Raw genomic sequence first — 14,972 nt, 5'->3', positions numbered from 1 at the left:
TTTTCTCCTGACTACAAGAAGTGAAGAAACTTCCCAACAACGGCCAAAACGACGGTAATACAAATCAGGCGCAGAGGGCTCCAGCCGCGGCGCACCAGGGCGTACATCGCCAGGGTATAAACCAGCGGAAGAAACGCCGGCATCAGCTTATCGATGACGTCAGACTGCAGCTTAACCACCGCATCACCGGCGGTAATTTCGAGCGTGGTAGACAGCCGGACATAGGTTGCAACGAGGGCGCCGATGACCGTCATCCCGACGATGGAGGCGGCGTGCCCTACCTTGCGGGTGTTCGCCTTAATCAGCGGAATAGCCGCAACCCCCATTCGATAAGCATAGTGCGCCAGCCCAAAACGCAGGCCCAAATGCACCACGTTGAACAGCACGATAAACACGATAGCGCCGAGGATGGAGCCCTGCAGCGCCAGGCTGGCGCCTATGCCACCGCATATCGGCAGCAGCGTCAGCCAGAACATTGCATCCCCGATGCCGCCAAGCGGCGCGCCAACGGCGATTTTTGTGCTCTGAATGCTGTTCACGTCCTGCTTTGAGCGTTCCATTGCCAGAATAATGCCGATAACAAAGGTGACCAGGAACGGGTGGGTATTGAAGAACCCCATATGCCCCTGCATGGCCCGCGCCAGATCGCGTTTGTTGGTGTGGATCTTTTTCAGGGCGGGCAGCAGGCCATACAGCCAGCCGCAGGCCTGCATGCGCTCGTAGTTAAACGAGGCCTGCAGCAGCATTGAGCGCCACGCTACGCGGTTAATGTCTTTCCGCGTTAGCTCCGCTCCAATATTCTGATCTTCATAGATATTGTCGTTACCGTTGGTGATGACGGTTTCAGGCTCTGCGGCCTGAGAAAGGATTTGGGTATCAGATGCCATCTTCGAATTCCTCTTGCTTAGCGCGGGCGGGTTGCGGCGGAGTCGGGTCTTTGCGCAGTAAATCCATCAGCGCCAGCGCCAGCGCTGCGGCAGCAATCGCCAGCACCGGCAGCTTCAGCCAGGCCGCGCCCACAAAGCCGATAATGAAGTAGGGGATGTAGACGTTTTTCATCATGATTTTCAGCAGGACGGCAAAACCGATAGCCGGCATGATGCCCCCGGCAACGCCAAGCCCGTCGATGAGCCGCGCGGGCAGCATATCAATGGCCGTTTTGGCATGGTCGGCGCCGAAGTAAATCGGCAAGAAAGCGCACAGAAAATAGAAGATACCGAGCGTGAGCATCGCCAGATAGTTGATGCGTTCGATGCCTCTGGTATCGGCGTTAGCCGCCATGCGGTCGGCTCGCGCCATCACGCCGGACATCACGGAGAACAGGAAGGTGATGCCCATCTGTACCGCAACCGCGAAAGGCACCGCGACCCCGACGGCAACTTCTGGCTTCACGCCGGTGCCGATCGCGAAAGCGGTGCCGACGATGGTGCCGATAATCACGTTCGGCGGCTGGGCTCCGGCGAGGGGGGCCAGCCCCATCCACACCAGCTCCAGCGTGCCGCCGGTGAGAATGCCGGTGTGGAGATCGCCGAGAATGAGGCCAACCAGCGGGCCAAGGACAACGGGGCGGTGCATATGGGTCAGGCCGTTGAACATGTCCAGACCGGCAATAAAGGCCAGCAGGCCTAGCGCTATCGCTTGCAGTAAGCTGATTTCCATAGCAAATACCTCAGAGAAGTTTATAAAGATCCTGAGCTGATTCCGTCGGCACGCCCTGGACAAAACACTCTACGCCGGCCTGTTTCAGCCCGGAAAAGGCGGCAATGTCCTGTTCGTCGACCGACACGGTTTTGGCGACCTGCTTCTTACCTTCGACATAGTGCATGTTGCCAACGTTGATGCGTTTTACCGGCACGCTGCCGTTCACCAGGGTGAGGAAGTCCTGAGGGTTTTTGCAGACCAGCAGGATCTTCTGGCGGTCGGCCGCGCGGTGGATGTTGTCGATGACTTTTTGCAGCGGCCAGAAACGCACGGCGATCCCTTCCGCCAGCACCATCTCCATCAGGTTTTGCTGTATAGGGTCTTCCGCTACCTCATCATTGGCGACCAGCACCAGGTTAGCGCCGGAAAATCCGACCCACTGCACGCCAACCTGGCCGTGGATAAGGCGCTCATCAATGCGGCTTAAGACAATATTTGGCATGTTATTTCCCTTATTATCATTGTGTTAATGAGAAGATGGCTCACCGTGACAGGCCGCGTGATACTGACGCAGCACATCCTGAATATGGTCGATAATCAGCTCGTGAGGGCTGGCGGCCAGCTGTGCTTCGCGCACTCTGGCGTACTGAAGCGGCAGATACTGGCTGATTAACGGCAGCGGAAGGGGTTCATGGGCCAGGTTTTTGACCAGCACATCGTAAGCGTCGTCGATGTCGCGATCCGGCCAGTAATAGCGCACCCGATCCGAGTAGCTGTAGCCGCGCGCCAGACGCAGCGCATCTCCATTGCCGTGATAGTGCTGCTGCCAGTGTTCCGGATGGTCGAGCATCACGCTTTCCAGCACGTCCCTTAGCCCGGAACATTTGTGGGCCGGAAGCAGTTCTCGTTCGATGGCGGACAGCGAGAACAGCGCTTCACGCAGGGCGAAGGTCAGCGCCGGGCCTACTTTCAGTATTGCAAAGTGGTCCTCTACCAGCTGGCGTAGCGCCTGCGTTGTCTGGTAATCCGTCGAGTGCGCTTCAAACACCATGGTCTGTGACGCTTCGATCATTTTGCTTAACGCGCGAGATTTTTCCGGCTGGTAGTCAATCACCTGGGTGTGGTCAAACTCGACGCCCGGCTGGACAACAAGGCCAATAATTCGGGGCCAGATAGCGCTGAGGCCTTGTCCAGAGAAGGCGTTGCGATGCGCTTCCAGCGTGGCATTGGCCGCCTGTGGCGTGGTGACGGCCAGCTCGGCAAGGGTTTCGTGCGCACCGCCGGGAACCGGCACCTCTGTGCCGATGATGTATACCAGGTCGGCTTGACCAAAGTGGTCGATGCAGGTTTGTTCGGCAATGGCAGCTAACCTCGCCGCGCGTGCGGCAACGATATCGTCAGTGAGCGGTACCGGGTCGCCCGCGCAGGACATGCTGCAGTCGAGGTGTATTTTCTTGAAACCTGCGGCCACATAGCTGCGAATCAGCTCTTCGGCATGAGACATCGCCTCTTTTGCAGGCCGGGTTTGCCAGCGGTTTGGGCCAAGGTGATCGCCGCCGAGAATCAGGTTAGCGTGGGGGAAACGATGCTGTTCGGCCAGTTGGTAGACGAAGCCGCAGAAGTCCGCCGGCGTCATCCCCGTATAGCCGCCGTACTGATCGACCTGGTTAGAAGTAGCTTCGATAAGCAGGCTGGTTCCGGCCTCACGGGCATGGCGCATAGCCGCCTCAAGCACCAGCGGATGTGCAGAACATACGGCAAAGATCCCGCATTGGTTGTTCCGTTTATGGCTAGCGACAAATTCGGTCAACTGTTTCACTTTCCTCTCCACGGCGATGGGTTAAAACATTTTCTTTCGATTCATTTCATTTAATCGTGCCTGAATGGCGTTTGAGAATAAAAAGAAAGATACTGGAATTGAGATCTGTTTCGCAAAAGAAACATAATGAAATGTGGAGGAGGACAAAAAGCACCGTTTGAGCGCAGATTCCTGGGGGTTGCTTTCTGCTAAAAGAAAGGTGTTAATAGGCAAATAGAAATGAAACGAAAGATATATTGAAAGGTTACCCCATGAGCAACAGCGATACCGCAACGGACAAACGTATTCCGGGTACCAGCGAAAGACGCGAGCAAATTATTCAGCGCCTTCGCCAGCAGGGAAGCGTACAGGTCAATGATTTATCTTCTTTTTTTGGCGTCTCTACCGTCACTATTCGCAACGATCTCGCTTTCCTGGAGAAGCAAGGCATTGCCGTTCGTGCCTACGGTGGGGCGCTGATTTGTGAACCCGGCAGCGCGGTGGCTGAACCTTCGGTGGAGGATAAAAGCTCGCTGAATAAGTCACTGAAGCGCAGCATCGCGCGGGTCGCAGCCGATCTTATTAATCCCGGTGACAAGGTGATTCTGGACTCCGGCACCACGACGTATGAAATCGCCCGTCTTATGCGCCAGCATAAAGACGTGATTGCGATGACCAACGGGATTAACGTCGCCAACGCGCTGCTGGAAGCGGAAGGCGTCGAGGTGCTGATGACCGGCGGGCACCTGCGCCGTCAGTCGCTGTCGTTTTACGGCGATAGCGCTGAACAGTCGCTGCAAAACTTCCATTTCGATATGCTTTTCCTCGGCGTGGATGCCATCGATCCAGAGCGCGGCGTGAGCACCCATAACGAGGACGAGGCCCGTCTTAACCGTAAAATGTGTGAAGTCGCCGAACGGATTATTGTGGTCACGGATTCCAGCAAATTTAACCGCTCCAGCCTGCATAAAATCATCGATACCCAGCGTATTCACCGGGTGATTACCGATAAAGGTATTCCGGCAGAAAGCCTGAGCGCGCTGCGTAAAAGCGGTATTGATGTTGTGCTTGTCGGCGACTAGCTTTTCGTTTCTGGCGGGCCCGCGTGACAGGGAGGGTGAAACCCTCTATACTGCGCGCCGAAGCTGACCAGACAGTCGCCGCTTCGTCGTCGTCCTCTTCGGGGGAGACGGACGGAGGGGAGGAAAGTCCGGGCTCCATAGGGCAGGGTGCCAGGTAACGCCTGGGGGGGAAACCCACGACCAGTGCAACAGAGAGCAAACCGCCGATGGCCCGCGCAAGCGGGATCAGGTAAGGGTGAAAGGGTGCGGTAAGAGCGCACCGCGCGGCTGGTAACAGTCCGTGGCACGGTAAACTCCACCCGGAGCAAGGCCAAATAGGGGTTCACATGGTACGGCCCGTACTGAACCCGGGTAGGCTGCTTGAGCCAGTGAGCGATTGCTGGCCTAGATGAATGACTGTCCACGACAGAACCCGGCTTATCGGTCAGCTTCAACTCATTCAGGAACGCCCCGCAGGTGAAAGCTTTGCGGGGCGTTTTGCATTCAGAAACAATATGATGAATGACTGTCCACGACGTTATTCATGGAAGGAAAGCGGCTTATCGGTCAGCTTCAACTCATTCATGTCGAAACGCCCCGCACAGTGAGAGCTGGCGGGGCGTTTTGCATTCAGAAACAATATGATGAATGACTGTCCACGACGCTATTCATGGAAAGAAAGCGGCTTATCGGTCAGCTTCAACTCATTCAGAAACGCGCCGCAGGTGAAAGCTTTGCGGGGCGTTTTGCATTTAGTTCAGCGTTTTAAGCATGCAGATCTCGCAGCTGTTGTGGCCGGTGTTGCCGAGGCTACCGTCCAGATGTTCGAAACCGAATGTTTCGTAGAGCGCGACGGCTGAACTGAGCTCATCAAGCGTTTCAAGGTAGCAGTAGCGATAGCCGAATGCTTCGGCCTGCGCTATCGCCAGCGCCATCAGGCGTCTTCCTAACCCCATGCCCGTCACGCTGTTATCCAGATACAGTTTCTGCAATTCACAGTATTCTTCACTCGCGCCCTGCAATGGGGCGATGCCAACGCCGCCTAAGATTTTGCCGTCGCTCTCAACAATCCAGTAGCCAGAACCGGCTGTTTGATAGGCCGTCGTTAAGTCATTCAGCGCCGGATCGTGCAGGCTTACGCCTTCGAGATGATCGATTTTGTTATCGCGGAAGCTTTGGCGGATAACTTTGGCGATAGCGTGATTGTCTTCCGAGCGTATTGGCCGGATCCGGACATCAAGATCCCGCTGGCTGCGGGCATTAGCCAGCGCATGGGTCAGGGATTTGACTGACTGATAGATCTGCTGTTTTTCGCTGTCTGATTCCAGAGAAAGAGCCTGGGCCGTGAAGTCGTTAGCGTGTTCGGTTAGATCTTTAAGCGCGGCAACGCCCTCGTGGCTCAGGTTGAACACAGTGGCTCGCCCATCGCTTTCATCCTGCGTTCTTTCCAATAAATTGGCGCTTTCCAGGCCGCGAAGCGTTCTGCTGATGCTGGATTTCTCAACGCACAGCCGGCGCGCCAGCTCGGTTACTCCGGCCGCTTCGCGATCCAGCTCGATCAGAATATGGCTTTGTAACGGCGACAGATCGGTGCCGCTGCTTTTCCGGTTTAGCATCCCCAGCTCCCGCACCATTTCCCGTAGCGCGGAGCGGAATTCTTCAATTTCGTTGGTCTGCATGAAAACTCACATAAGGTTGAACGTATTTGGTTAACGATGTTAACTAGTTTGTGTATCATACCGAAATTACAAAGGCGGGCAAGAGACAAAGGGAGAAGAGATGAAGAACAGGGAACCTGATGCTACTGACAGAAAGATAGTGATCGGTACGATCGCCGTGGTGTTGATCTTTTATGTGCTGGTCGCTCTGGGATCGCTTTAATCGACAGGCGGTAAACTGGTGTGCTTCGGCATGTATTTGCCATAATGGCCATCAAGTTTCACGGCGGCGAATAATCATGATCAAATCCCTGTATATCGACAACTATCGTTCGGTGCGCAAGCTTTCTATTGATTTAGGAAGGCTGAACGTGGTGTTTGGGCCGAACGGATGCGGTAAGTCGAACATCTATAAGGCGATTCATCTGATCCACGGGGCGGGTTCCGGGCAGCTGTCCCACTGGCTTTCCGACGAAGGTGGGATCCAGAAGGCCATGTGGGCCGGCGATAGAGCCCGAGGCTACGCCAGCGCGCCGCGCAGGTTGACGCTGGCGGTAGAAACCGAAACGTTTGAATATGAGCTGCAGGTTGGGTTTCCCGAACCGCTTCCCTACCCGACGATGTTTGGCCTCGATCCTATCGTCAAAGAGGAGCAAATCTGGCTCAGTGGCTACCGGCGCCGCCCATCGTCATCGGTAATGCAGCGCCGTAATCAGACGGTGTTCCTCAATAGCGTCAACGGCGAAAAGGTCACCCATGCCGCCACGCTGTATGAAAATGAGTCTCTCTTTGGCCAGCTTGGCGAGCCGCATCTGTACCCGGAAGTTTCAAGTGCCAGGGAGACGTTGCGAAACTGGCGCTTTTACCACGAGTTCGACATTTCCAAAGGTGCAGCCTCAGGTGGGTTACCGCAGCCCGGTGCTTTCCGGCGATGGTTTAAACCTGGCCGCCGCGTTTCAGACGATCGTTGAGATTGGCGACAGCGAGCTGATGTTTACCGTGCTGGATGAGGCCTTCCCGGAGTGTACGTTTTTCTGCGATAACACCGGGGGGCGCTTCCAGATGATGATGAATCGACTGGGGATTAACCGGCCTCTGGAGGCTGCTGAATTTTCTGATGGAACGCTGCGTTTTCTGTGCCTGACGGTGGCACTGCTCAGCCCGAGGCCTCCGCAGTTTATTGCTCTCAACGAGCCCGAAAACAGCCTGCATCCGCAGATGCTTCCCGCGCTTGCCCGCCTGATTGCTGAAGCCAGCCGCTACACGCAGATTTGGCTCACCAGCCACTCGCCTGAACTGGCAACGCTTATCGAAAAACACACGTCGTTTACGCTGTACGAATTGGGTATCGAAAAAGGGGAAACTACGATGAACCAGCTTGCGTAGCGATGCTGCCCCTCTCGTAGCGAAAGAGGCAGGTTGTAAAACTAAACCGGTAGGTCGATCAGCAGGCCGCGCAGCGGCGTATCGGCTACCAGGGTGATATTCGCTTCATCTCGAATAAACGCGCCGTCGCCGCAGGTTAACGCTTCCTTCTCTTCGGACGATGTCACCGCGTGAACCGTGCCGTGAATCGACTGCAGGTAGGCACGCGGGCCATGGAGCTGGAAGTTTAGCTGTTCGCCTTTTTCCATCTCAATATGGTGGATCCATACCTGCTGGCGCAGCTGCAGGCTGTTATTGCTGCCGTCCGGCGAGGCAATTAGCTGATGCGATGCTCCTTTCAGCGGGACCTTTTGCACCAGCGGATTTTCACTCTCCGGACAGGCGTCCAGCCACAGCTGCATCCGCGTCAGTGATTTCTCTTTGCTGATGTTGTGCTCGCTATAGCTGATGCCGGGCTGGGTCGATAGCAGCAGAACTTCGCCCGCGCTTGCCTGGACATGGTTGCCTTCGCTGTCGCGGTATTCCGCTTCCCCTTCCAGAATCAGGTTGAGGATGTCTACCTTTGGGTAGCCGCGCGGCTGAAACGATGCGCCGGGTGCCAGGACTTCCTGGTTGAGCACGCGCAGGGAGGCGTAGCCCAGCAGTTTCGGGTCGAAGTAGTGTCCAAAAGAAAAGGTGTAGCGAGCCTGCAGCCATCCGTAGTCAGCTTTACCACACTGTTTGGCTGTTCTTGTCGTAATCATAATTCTTGACCTCTCTTTACACTAAACCCATGTTAAGGGTCTGGACGCTGCATTGTTAGCCAGTTAATCTGCTCGGTATGTTCAAATTTCCTGAATGAGAACGAAATGGCGAAAGAAAGGGCGTTGACGCTGGAAGCGTTAAGGGTCATGGATGCAATCGACAGGCGGGGCAGTTTTGCCGCCGCTGCCGACGAGCTGGGGCGCGTGCCGTCAGCGCTTAGCTACACCATGCAAAAATTAGAAGAAGAGTTGGATGTTGTGCTGTTTGACCGTTCGGGCCATCGCACCAAATTCACCAACGTGGGGCGTATGCTGCTGGAGCGAGGGCGGGTACTGCTGGAGGCTGCTGATAAGCTGACGACCGATGCTGAAGCGCTGGCGCGAGGCTGGGAAGCAAACCTGACCATCGTTACCGAAGCGCTGGTGCCGACGGAAAAATTGTTCCCGCTGGTCGACAAGCTGGCTGCTAAGGCTGACACCCAGCTGTCTATTTTTACCGAGGTGCTGGCCGGGGCCTGGGAACGGCTTGAGCAGGGAAGGGCGGATATTGTCATTGCGCCGGATATGCACTTCCGCAGCTCGTCGGAAATTAACTCCCGCAAGCTGTACAAAGTGATGAGCGTGTATGTTGCCGCCCCGGATCATCCGATTCATCAGGAACCGGAGCCGCTGTCTGAAGTGACCCGCGTGAAATACCGTGGCGTGGCGGTAGCCGACACCGCTCGTGAAAGGCCTGTGCTAACGGTCCGACTGCTGGACAAACAGCCGCGCCTGACGGTGAGTTCTATCGAAGAGAAAAGGCTGGCGCTGCTGGCCGGACTTGGCGTGGCGACGATGCCGTATCCATTGGTAGAGCAGGATATTGCCGAAGGCCGCCTGCGGGTGGTTAGCCCGGAGTACACCAATGAGATTGATATCATTATGGCGTGGCGACGCGACAGCATGGGCGAGGCCAAAGCCTGGTGCCTGCGCGAGCTACCTAAACTGCTGAAATAGAAAAGCGCGTTGGGATGACCAACGCGCTTTTTTCCCTTCCTCGAAATTACAGGCTGCCGGGCGTTCTGGCGGCTCTGCCCGCGGATTTAATCGTCTTACTACTACGCTGCCCGCCGAGGCTCTCCAGACGCATCTGGAACGGTGGGAACGGCATCTCGATGTTGTGCTCGCGGAAGCCTTGCAGAATCAGCTGATGGATTTCGTGACGCAGCGGCATACGGTGGCCCATTTCCGCCGCGTGAATACGCAGCTCGAACACCTGGATCCCCTGCTGGAGATCGACCAGGAAGGCTTCAGGTTGTGGTGTATCCAGCACCAGCGTGCAGCGGTGTGCGGCTTCGAGCAGGACTTTGGTGACCTCTTCCGTATTCGCTTCTGAAGGAGCTGGAATGGTGAGCACCACACGCGTAACCGAGTCCGAAAGCGACCAGTTGATAAACTGCTCGGTTATGAATGCCTGGTTCGGCACGATGATTTCTTTTCGGTCCCAGTCGCTAATGGTGGTCGCACGGGTGTTGATTCGCGTAATAGTGCCGGTCAGGTCGCGGATGGTCACCGTGTCGCCGATACGTATCGGCTTCTCGAAGAGAATGATCAGACCAGAGACGAAGTTGGCAAAGATCTGCTGTAAACCGAAGCCCAACCCCACGCTGAGCGCGGCAACCAGCCACTGCAGCTTGGACCACTCAATCCCCACCATCGAGAAGCCCACCAGCCCGCCAATCAGCAGCAGCAGATACTTCGTGATGGTCGTGATGGCGTACCCGGTGCCGGGCGTTAGGTTCAGGTGCTGAAGAATGGCCAGCTCCAGCAGCGCGGGCAGATTACGCACCAGCTGTGTGGTAATGATCAGCACCAGGATGGCAATCAGCACCGCGCCGAGCGTAATTGGCTCAATGCTTTCCACTCCCTGAACCGTTGAGGTCACGTCCCACAGCGTAATGTTGCCGAGGAAGCCAAACGCCGAATGGATTTCCGACCACAGAAAAATCACCGACAGCAGGGCAATCAGCGTCAGAATAGAGCGTACCAGGCGCAGGGACTGGGCGCTGATGGTATCGAGATCGACCTCCGGCTCGTCTACGGTTTCTACCGCGCCTTCAGTGCTGTTAGCGTGCGCCGTTTCTTCTTCTCCGCGGGCGCGCTGGGCAAGTATTTCAGCCCGACGCTGTTTGGCACGGTCAAACGCCAGGCGACGACGCTGAATCAGCATCCAGCGTCGGATAATGTGGTAAATCACCAGCAGTAAGAACCAGATAGCTACGGAGGTTTCAAGACGGGCCAGCAGCGCCTGAGCCGTCATCAGATAGCCGACGATAGCCGCCAGGATAGCCATCAACGGAGCACAGAGCAGCAGGTTCCACAGAATGGTGTTCACGATGTTGTCGCCGTCGCCCTGCTTATCGAGGTAGAGCGGCAGCCCGGCGCGTTTCAGGCTAAGCGTCACGATAGCCAGCGCACCGCAAATCATGATGAAGCATAGCCGGCCCAGCGAGCCTGTGAATTCACGGTCGTTGAGGTTATCGAACATAATCAGCGCCATGATCAGCGGTACAATCAGCCCGATGCTCAGAATGTAATAGCGCATTGCCCGGGCTACGCGTTCGCGCGGCCAGCCGAAGTGCACGACAAACAGCCCGGTAGGGCGCGCAAAAGTGGCGCAGATCATCACGCCCCAAAGCAGAGGCACCGTCGCGGTCACGCCGTCGCCTATGGCTACCGCGATGGGGTAAGGCCAGGCTTCCTGTAAACCATAGCCCAGCGTCGCCCACAGCACGGGGAGCGGAGAGGCGACCAGAATCGACCAGAACACCGTGCGCAAGGTCAGGCGGAAGTGGTCCAGCGTCACCTTTCCGACCTTGGCGCTGGAGCGCTCAAGAAATGCGGTGAAGTGGCGGCGCGAGCTAATGCTGAACCCGACCAGAATCAGCGCGCCGAATAGCGGCAGCAACGTCTCTTTACTGGTGACCATCATTACCGCCGCTTTGCCCAGCTGGCTGAAGGTGTCCAGAGACACCAGGCGCCGCAGGTCCTGCACGATTTCCAGCGGCCAGCTGATGCCGATTGGGCTGACGTCAGACGTCCAGAACAGGTAGCGGTGGGTCGCTTCGTTCACTTCTTTAAGCGCGTCTTCCAGCTGGCTGTTCGCCACTTTAAGCTTGGTTAGCTCAAGAATAAGCGTGTCGCCGCCCTGCAACAGCGAGTTCAAAAGCTCACGCTGGGTGCGAAGCTGCGCCTGCAGGATCTTATTTTGTTCGGCGGTCAGCGGGCTGCCGTCAGCCTGGCGAACCTGGCGTAGCTGGGCATGTTTATTGAGCAAATCCTCATAGTGCAGGCGTTCTACGCGCAGCTGAGCCAGCTCGGTGTCCAGCTGCTGCGGCTTTGGCATGTCCGGCAGGCGGGCAACCTGAGCGCGCAGTGCTTCACCCAGCACGTTCGAGACGCCCAGCCACTGGGACTGCTCCCGCAGCGTATTCAGCGCCTGGCGTACCTGCAGCGTCTGGTTATTGGCCTGACGTTGCTGAGAGGCCACCAGGTCCATGCGCTGGGCCTGCTGATTGAGCGCCTGAGAAAGCTCACGGTTGTTTTTGAACTGCTCGACGATTTCCGGCGGCAGGTTAGCGCTGGTTTCCGCCAGCTGCTCGGTGCTTTCCAGCGCCTGCTCTGCTTCACGCTGGCGCTGGCTATTGAGCTGATTTCTCAGGGCCTGAAGATAGGCGTCCAGCTGGGTGCTTTGCTTTTGCGCCAGCTCGGCGCGCATGCGAGAAAGCTCCTGGCGGTTGTTCGCGGAAAGCTGCGCCAGTTCGAGTTCATCAACCTGGGCCTTCAGACGTGCGGATTCGGCCTGCAGCAGGAAGTGCTGGGCCTGGGCGAGGGGCGTTCCACCGCTTTGCTGCGAGCCCGCACGGCGCTCGATGTCGTTGAGTTGCCGACGCGTATCCGTTTGCTGCTGCGGGAGCTGGCTTAGCGAGTCGCTGATGTCGCGAGTTCTTTCCTGCTCCTGCTGGGCAAGACGGCTTTTGTCCAGCAGCTGGCTGCTAACCTGCAGGATCTCCTGGTTTAGCGCATCGCTGGACATGCCCGGCGGCACGTCGTCAGGTTCATCGCGCAGGTTGGTTAACTGCTTGCGCAGGTTTTGCGAGAGTTTAGGGAAGTTATCAATGACTTGTTGGTATTGTTCGGCGCGTTCGAGTGAAGCTTTGCGTTCGTCTAATGCGTTTAGCGCTGACTGCAGTGCCTCTACAATCTCCGCCTGATTTGGCGTGTTTTTGGCGGCTTTAGCCTGCTCCAGTTCCTGCGAGATTTGTTTTGCGTCGGGAGCGGTGGCTGCGTACGCCCCCAGGCTGAGGCACCAGGCCATCAGGATAGTGATAATCAGGCGCACGTCAGTTACCTATAACGTTGCTGGCAAAGAGGGAAAACGCTGTTTCCCTCTTTGCCGTTTCAGCTGAAAACCAATGGGTTGATTTTCGTGGTTAAGTGCTGTGGTCTTTCAGGCTTCTGAGCTGTCAGCCGCCTGTTTTTCGACATTATTATGCGGTTTTCGGCGCTTCCGGTGCGTCTGCGTCGATTTCCAGAACCTCGTCAGGGATTTCGCTTACCGGGACTTCAGGTTCGATAACCGGCTCGGTGGAAACGGCAAGCGGTTCGCCGATTTTCGTCGCTGACAGGCTTTTCAGCTGTTCAACCAGGTTTACTTTGCCCGGCGCAAACAGGTTAATCACCGTGGAGCCCAGCTTGAAGCGGCCCATCTCCTGGCCCTTCAGCAGTGCCACAGCGCCTTCGCTTTCACCGGCAGGCCAGGTCCAGCGTTTGATTACGCCTTCACGCGGTGGGGTAATAGTCCCGGCCCATACGGTTTCAATGCTGCCAACAATGGTAGCACCAACCAAAATTTGCGCCATTGGGCCAAATTCGGTATCGAACAGGCAGATAACGCGTTCATTACGGGCAAACAGGTTAGGCACGTTTTGCGCAGTCAGGTGGTTCACGGAGAACAGATCCCCCGGAACATAAATCATTTCACGCAGGATACCGTTACACGGCATGTGTACGCGGTGATAGTCGCGTGGTGACAGGTAGGTGGTGGCGAAGCTGCCGTTACGGAACAGATCGGCCATCAGGTGGTTACCGGCGAGCAGCGCTTCCAGGCTGTAGTTATGGCCTTTTGCCTGCAGAATTTTATCTTCTTCAATGTGGCCCAACTGGCTGATCACGCCGTCGGCAGGCATGACCAGTACGTTCGGGTCGGTATTCATCGGGCGAACGTCATCGCGCAGCGGGCGGACAAAGAAGTCATTGAAGGTGCGGTAAGCTGCGGTGTCCGGCTTCTGCGCCTCGTTCATGTCTACTTTGTAGTATTTGACGAACAAATCGATGACCAGCTTGGTCAGCCAGCCAGCACGTTTGCTTGCGCCCCAGCCTGCCAGGCGAGTCAGCCACAGTTTTGGCAGAAGGTACTGGAGCGAAAGTTTAATGTTGTCTAACAAAATAGCCTCCTGGCTAAATGCCCTGATAGGTGGGCCGATACAGAAAAGGGGCGATTCTAGCGATGCCCAGCTTAATTGTCAGTTGTCAGTATCAGAAAAGCTTTTACGCGTTTTTACCTGCGCCATGCTTTCCAGAATACGGTGGTAGTTTTCGAAACGCGTTTCGGCTATCTCACCTTTTTCCACGGCTTCGCGCAGGGCACAGCCTGGATCGTTGTCGTGGCGGCAGTCGCGATATTTACAACGGCCTAAATAGTCATGGAATTCGACAAACCCGTGAGTGATTTGTTCAGGCTCCAGGTGCCACAGACCAAACTCACGCACGCCGGGGGAGTCAATTACGTCGCCGCCGCCCGGGAAGTGGTAAAGGCGAGAGGCGGTAGTGGTGTGCTGACCGAGGCCGGAAACGTCGGAAACGTCGTTTACCAGGATCTGTTTTTCAGTGAAGCCGAGCAGGTTGTTCAGCAGGCTTGATTTACCCACGCCTGACTGGCCGGCGAAGATGCTGATACGTCCAACCAGCTCGGCCTCAAGATCTTTTAGCCCTTCCGCTTTATAGCTGGAGACCATCAGCACGCGATAGCCAATTTTGCGGTAGATATCCATCTGCTCGTTAACGAAGGCGCGGCCTTCATCATCCAGCAGGTCGGTTTTGTTCAGTACCAGCAGCGGCTCAACGTCGAGGGTTTCGCAGGCTACGAGGTAACGGTCGATAATGTTCAGCGACAGTTCCGGCAGGATAGCCGAAACGATGATTATCTGGTCGATGTTTGCCGCAATCGGTTTTACGCCATCGTAAAAGTCCGGACGGGTCAGTACGGAGGTGCGCTCGTGTACGGCCTCCACGATCCCTTTTTTAGAGACGCCTTCGGCGGCCTCTTTCGCCAGGCGCCAGACTACCTTGTCGCCGGTAACCAGCGAACGAATGGTGCGACGAATGTTGCAGCGGTGCACCGTACCTTCATGCGACTCGACGTCTGCATGCTGGCCAAAGCGGCTGATTACCGTGCCTTCGCGCGGTTCACCAAACTGGGCATCGTCGTAGTCGGCTTTCTCCACGGTTTTTGTCAGACGACGCTGGTGGTTTGCGTTGACGCGGCGCTGTTGTCCTTTGGAGAGTTTATTTTTGCTCAAGCGTACTAGCTCCTGGTCGCCCCTGGTGGGCAAAACCTCTATGATACACACTATTTTATACGAAT

General features: G+C 56.4%; 11 protein-coding genes, 1 other RNA gene and 1 pseudogene. 4 read left to right on the top strand and 9 right to left on the bottom strand.

Annotated features, from left to right (window positions below; genetic code table 11):
- Nucleotides 1-11 precede the first annotated feature (11 nt).
- Genes agaE through kbaZ form a run of 4 tightly spaced genes read right to left on the bottom strand, consistent with a single transcriptional unit; the run spans nt 12 to nt 3,460 of the window.
- Nucleotides 12-887, bottom strand: coding sequence for a PTS N-acetylgalactosamine transporter subunit IID (gene agaE / locus VGM55_RS08755; RefSeq protein WP_154188997.1), 876 nt, complete (start codon nt 885-887; stop codon nt 12-14).
- The gene (agaW, locus tag VGM55_RS08750; RefSeq protein ID WP_038476274.1) at nt 877-1,659 is read right to left on the bottom strand and encodes a PTS N-acetylgalactosamine transporter subunit IIC; all 783 of its coding nucleotides are present in this window, start codon (nt 1,657-1,659) and stop codon (nt 877-879) included. The genes agaE and agaW overlap by 11 nt, the downstream gene beginning before the upstream one ends.
- A 10-nt stretch (nt 1,660-1,669) precedes the next feature.
- Nucleotides 1,670-2,143, bottom strand: coding sequence for a PTS N-acetylgalactosamine transporter subunit IIB (agaV, locus tag VGM55_RS08745; protein ID WP_038476271.1), 474 nt, complete (start codon nt 2,141-2,143; stop codon nt 1,670-1,672).
- Between the two features lie 24 nt (nt 2,144-2,167).
- Complete coding sequence (gene kbaZ, locus VGM55_RS08740) at nt 2,168-3,460, bottom strand: tagatose-bisphosphate aldolase subunit KbaZ (protein ID WP_331635253.1); 1,293 nt, start codon at nt 3,458-3,460, stop codon at nt 2,168-2,170.
- A 251-nt stretch (nt 3,461-3,711) separates the two neighbouring features.
- Between kbaZ and VGM55_RS08735 the strand changes: the two genes are divergently transcribed.
- A complete protein-coding gene (locus VGM55_RS08735) occupies nt 3,712-4,521 on the top strand; it encodes a DeoR family transcriptional regulator (protein ID WP_154188996.1) in 810 nt (269 codons plus the stop codon).
- 59 nt (nt 4,522-4,580) lie between these two features.
- An RNA gene (gene rnpB, locus VGM55_RS08730) (RNase P RNA component class A) lies at nt 4,581-4,957 on the top strand.
- A 295-nt stretch (nt 4,958-5,252) separates the two neighbouring features.
- Here the strand turns inward: rnpB and VGM55_RS08725 are convergent.
- A complete protein-coding gene (locus VGM55_RS08725) occupies nt 5,253-6,179 on the bottom strand; it encodes a bifunctional helix-turn-helix transcriptional regulator/GNAT family N-acetyltransferase (protein ID WP_331635252.1) in 927 nt (308 codons plus the stop codon).
- A gap of 278 nt (nt 6,180-6,457) precedes the next feature.
- Between VGM55_RS08725 and VGM55_RS08720 the strand changes: the two are divergent.
- Nucleotides 6,458-7,544 (top strand): annotated as a pseudogene (locus VGM55_RS08720) (AAA family ATPase).
- Between the two features lie 41 nt (nt 7,545-7,585).
- On the opposite strand, the gene VGM55_RS08715 reads toward VGM55_RS08720, so the two are convergent.
- The gene (locus VGM55_RS08715) at nt 7,586-8,287 is read right to left on the bottom strand and encodes a pirin family protein (protein ID WP_154188993.1); all 702 of its coding nucleotides are present in this window, start codon (nt 8,285-8,287) and stop codon (nt 7,586-7,588) included.
- A gap of 105 nt (nt 8,288-8,392) precedes the next feature.
- On the opposite strand from VGM55_RS08715, the gene VGM55_RS08710 reads away from it, so the two are divergent.
- Nucleotides 8,393-9,283: a LysR family transcriptional regulator gene (locus VGM55_RS08710; protein ID WP_038476248.1), complete on the top strand. Its 891-nt coding sequence runs from the start codon at nt 8,393-8,395 to the stop codon at nt 9,281-9,283.
- A gap of 46 nt (nt 9,284-9,329) precedes the next feature.
- On the opposite strand, the gene mscM is transcribed toward VGM55_RS08710, so the two are convergent.
- The 3 genes from mscM to rsgA form a co-directional block, all read right to left on the bottom strand.
- Nucleotides 9,330-12,668 carry a miniconductance mechanosensitive channel MscM gene (gene mscM / locus VGM55_RS08705; RefSeq protein WP_331635251.1) on the bottom strand — a complete coding sequence of 1,113 codons (3,339 nt, stop codon included), beginning with the start codon at nt 12,666-12,668 and terminating at the stop codon, nt 9,330-9,332.
- A 148-nt stretch (nt 12,669-12,816) separates the two neighbouring features.
- Nucleotides 12,817-13,773, bottom strand: coding sequence for an archaetidylserine decarboxylase (gene asd / locus VGM55_RS08700; RefSeq protein WP_154188992.1), 957 nt, complete (start codon nt 13,771-13,773; stop codon nt 12,817-12,819).
- Between the two features lie 78 nt (nt 13,774-13,851).
- On the bottom strand, nt 13,852-14,907 hold the full coding sequence (gene rsgA, locus VGM55_RS08695) for a small ribosomal subunit biogenesis GTPase RsgA (protein ID WP_038476238.1): 1,056 nt from the start codon (nt 14,905-14,907) through the stop codon (nt 13,852-13,854).
- Between the last annotated feature and the right edge of the window lie 65 nt (nt 14,908-14,972).

Origin of the sequence: Cedecea sp. (assembly GCF_036500665.1) — a bacterium.
GTDB lineage: Bacteria > Pseudomonadota > Gammaproteobacteria > Enterobacterales > Enterobacteriaceae > Cedecea.
The sequence above is the reverse complement of the archived record's forward strand: the minus strand, read 5'-3'. Positions and strand labels throughout refer to the sequence as shown.

Excerpts from the sequence above, each read along its gene's own strand:
- agaE (WP_154188997.1), bottom strand. The coding sequence starts at position 887 with ATGGCATCTGATACCCAAATCCTTTCTCAGGCCGCAGAGCCTGAAACC.
- VGM55_RS08715 (WP_154188993.1), bottom strand. The coding sequence starts at position 8,287 with ATGATTACGACAAGAACAGCCAAACAGTGTGGTAAAGCTGACTACGGA.
- VGM55_RS08735 (WP_154188996.1), top strand. The coding sequence starts at position 3,712 with ATGAGCAACAGCGATACCGCAACGGACAAACGTATTCCGGGTACCAGC.
- VGM55_RS08710 (WP_038476248.1), top strand. The coding sequence starts at position 8,393 with ATGGCGAAAGAAAGGGCGTTGACGCTGGAAGCGTTAAGGGTCATGGAT.
- agaW (WP_038476274.1), bottom strand. The coding sequence starts at position 1,659 with ATGGAAATCAGCTTACTGCAAGCGATAGCGCTAGGCCTGCTGGCCTTT.
- VGM55_RS08725 (WP_331635252.1), bottom strand. The coding sequence starts at position 6,179 with ATGCAGACCAACGAAATTGAAGAATTCCGCTCCGCGCTACGGGAAATG.
- agaV (WP_038476271.1), bottom strand. The coding sequence starts at position 2,143 with ATGCCAAATATTGTCTTAAGCCGCATTGATGAGCGCCTTATCCACGGC.